Source organism: Pseudocitrobacter vendiensis (assembly GCF_943590815.1).
Taxonomy (GTDB): domain Bacteria; phylum Pseudomonadota; class Gammaproteobacteria; order Enterobacterales; family Enterobacteriaceae; genus Pseudocitrobacter; species Pseudocitrobacter vendiensis.
On sequence record NZ_CALSBS010000075.1, the window covers coordinates 1 to 2,437 of the forward strand.

4 protein-coding genes are annotated in these 2,437 nt (G+C 54.8%); all 4 read right to left on the bottom strand.

Annotated elements, in window-relative coordinates; translation table 11 throughout:
• Positions 1-843: 843 nt before the first annotated feature.
• The 4 genes from NMC31_RS25970 to ccgD all read right to left on the bottom strand — a co-directional run bounded on the left by NMC31_RS25970 (position 844) and on the right by ccgD (position 2,390).
• Positions 844-1,176: a hypothetical protein gene (locus NMC31_RS25970; RefSeq protein ID WP_012561126.1), complete on the bottom strand. Its 333-nt coding sequence runs from the start codon at positions 1,174-1,176 to the stop codon at positions 844-846.
• A gap of 208 nt (positions 1,177-1,384) precedes the next feature.
• Positions 1,385-1,669, bottom strand: a complete 285-nt coding sequence (gene ccgC / locus NMC31_RS25975) for a protein CcgC (RefSeq protein ID WP_001750002.1) — start codon at positions 1,667-1,669, stop codon at positions 1,385-1,387.
• A gap of 68 nt (positions 1,670-1,737) precedes the next feature.
• Entirely contained in the window at positions 1,738-2,079 is a 342-nt protein-coding gene (locus NMC31_RS25980) for a hypothetical protein (protein ID WP_015344948.1), read from the bottom strand.
• A 14-nt stretch (positions 2,080-2,093) separates the two neighbouring features.
• Complete coding sequence (ccgD, locus tag NMC31_RS25985) at positions 2,094-2,390, bottom strand: protein CcgD (protein ID WP_000545925.1); 297 nt, start codon at positions 2,388-2,390, stop codon at positions 2,094-2,096.
• Positions 2,391-2,437: the final 47 nt, after the last annotated feature.

Consider the following 2,437-nt stretch of genomic DNA (forward strand, 5'->3'; position numbering starts at 1 on the left):
GCCGCTTGCGGCCGGGCGAGTCCGGCGCAGGGTGTGGCCTGCCAAGCGGAGCGCGGAGGCCGAAGGCCGGAGGCGTTAGCGGCCGCTGCCCGCGTAAGCGGGGCGAGACGGGAACCGGCTCGATGCGCAGCACAGCAGAGCGGCCCCGAAGGGGTAACGCCCTGTGTGGCATCAGGATTTAGCACAATGTCAGAACATAAACTGGAGAGATCACCGGCAAGCAGCTGCAAAGGGGCGGCACAGCCGCCCCGATGGCTGTTACTTGTCTTTGTCGCGTAGCACTTTGATTAGGCCGGTTACGGCCGTAATCAGAGCGGCCAGCGAGGTGATGATTTGCGGTAGGTTTTCGAGGATGGTAGAGGTCATATAGCACCTGTAGAGAAGTTGGCGGGGTGTCGTTTCCGACGGCCGCACTGTAACCGGGCGAATAAGGCAGGTTGTCAACAGCTTGAGCGAAGCGTCTGTTGACAACCTGCCGCGCCCGGTTTCACTGCGGTCATAGGCGGAACGACCCACGCCAACGGAACGGCTTTATGACCGGGCAGCTGAGATACCGGCGAACCTGGCTGGCGGCTGACGCCAGCCGCCAAGCGCCAGCGCGGAGGGCGAAGCCCGGAGGCCAAGCGGAGCGCGGAGGCCGAAGGCCGGAGGCGTTAGCGGCCGCTGCCCGCGTAAGCGGGGCGAGACGGGAACCGGCTCGATGCGCAGCACAGCAGAGCGGCCCCGAAGGGGTAACGCCCGGAGTCTGCCGCTGTTTATCTCTCGTTCCATCTGAAATCGGCGGTAAGGCCATTAAAAGGGTCAGTTTATCAGGGGGGCGTTAGCCCCCCATGTTGTTAATCATCAGGCAATATCGTCTTTGTAGCAGGCATAACCGAAGCTAAGCTCTGTTTTCATATAGTGGCGGGCAAAGTCCCAGGCATCGTGGCCGAAGTCCTCATAATCTGCCAGGACGATTTCGCGGGCTTTGTGCCATTGCTGTACGGAAGAAAGCGGCAGAACAGGGCAGGGAAGCGACCAGTCAGTGACGGTGTTGCAGATCATATCTGCCAGACGCTCCAGGGAGCCGTAAACCAGCTCTGTGCGCAGATCCGCCACCATGCGTTGTTTACGCAGTGATGCCAGATAATCAATCTCTTTGGTTATATCAGAATTTAAGCGGGTCTGGTAATCCATGATGTACTCCTTTGCGCGCCGATACCGGCAATTTTGCGGGCGACGGTGTTGCCTCCCGATGATTTAATTATCGGTGATTATGTCCTCAAAGTCAATATAAGTACTGAATGTGCATACAAAATTTTATATCTTGCAAAGCGTTCATAGAGTGCCTGAATCGCTTTCTGACAGCCTCAATAAAAAAGGCGGGGATTACCCGCCTTTTTTCTTACAGCTGCTTACGTGGCTTTTTACGCGTCATATACAACGGTATCGCGCAGTCTACCGCGTACAAAAAGCACGCCAGCGCGCCGCAACCGTACAGAAACGCAAGCGGCTTATTATCGAAGTAGCTGAAAACCCCTGTCGCCGCACACAGGCCCAGAACAGAGACGCAGGCGCAGGTGATCTGCACCAGATCCCTGTATCCCGCACGAACGATAAACCAGGGCAGGGCAAGCGCAGCGGCGCTAAAAATTAATGCGAGAGGGACAAAAACGAGATAGTGATACATGTGAACTCCTTGATGGTTGCCGATACCGGCGATTGTTCGGGCGGCGGTATTGCCACCCGATGATTTAATTAGAGGTTTTGCGCGTCCAGGAGATTGACCTGAGCCGGGGTAACGTGAAACTTTTCCCCTTTATGGATCACGTTATGCGGGGCGCTAATTTCATCACTGATAAAGCTAACCGGGTAACGTTTTTTACCGCAAATCCGCTCGCTAAACCACGCCACTTTTGCCGCTGGCCGATCCACTGGATGAACAATCACACCGGCCATGCTGCAACCCGTTGCGGGTTCGTCCAGCGTAATGCTTACCGGGACTGTATCCCGGTAAAAAAACTTAACCGGCGGCACACCTGCCTGCGTAGCGGCTGCGACAACTGCAAGCCCGATAACCGCTATCCGATTAATAAGCATTTTATTCCCCTTACTCATGCTGATATCACCTTGCCAGCTGTTACCAGTTTACGAAATTCGCTTTCATGAATTTCACGCCCATGCTCAAGCGTTGAATACACGTTGCCGATAAGCCAGTTACCAGCCGTTTTTGTCTCGGTATACCACCATGCTTCTGTCAGAGTAAGCAGCGGTTCGCTATCCTCGCCCTTCTCATAGATCCAGATTTTAGTGACGTCTTTACCCGTTTCGTTGCTGCCCTGAATGGTAGGGTCAAAGGTATGTTCAATCTCTATATCGAAGTAACGCTGAAGGAAGTTAGTAAAGTGCATGACGACTCCTGTAAGCGCCGATACCGGCAATTTTTCGGGTGGCGGTG

What these genes read in the sequence shown, in the direction of transcription:
- NMC31_RS25980 (WP_015344948.1), bottom strand. Translation starts at nt 2,079, where the DNA reads ATGCTTATTAATCGGATAGCGGTTATCGGGCTTGCAGTTGTCGCAGCC.
- NMC31_RS25970 (WP_012561126.1), bottom strand. Translation starts at nt 1,176, where the DNA reads ATGGATTACCAGACCCGCTTAAATTCTGATATAACCAAAGAGATTGAT.
- ccgC (WP_001750002.1), bottom strand. Translation starts at nt 1,669, where the DNA reads ATGTATCACTATCTCGTTTTTGTCCCTCTCGCATTAATTTTTAGCGCC.
- ccgD (WP_000545925.1), bottom strand. Translation starts at nt 2,390, where the DNA reads ATGCACTTTACTAACTTCCTTCAGCGTTACTTCGATATAGAGATTGAA.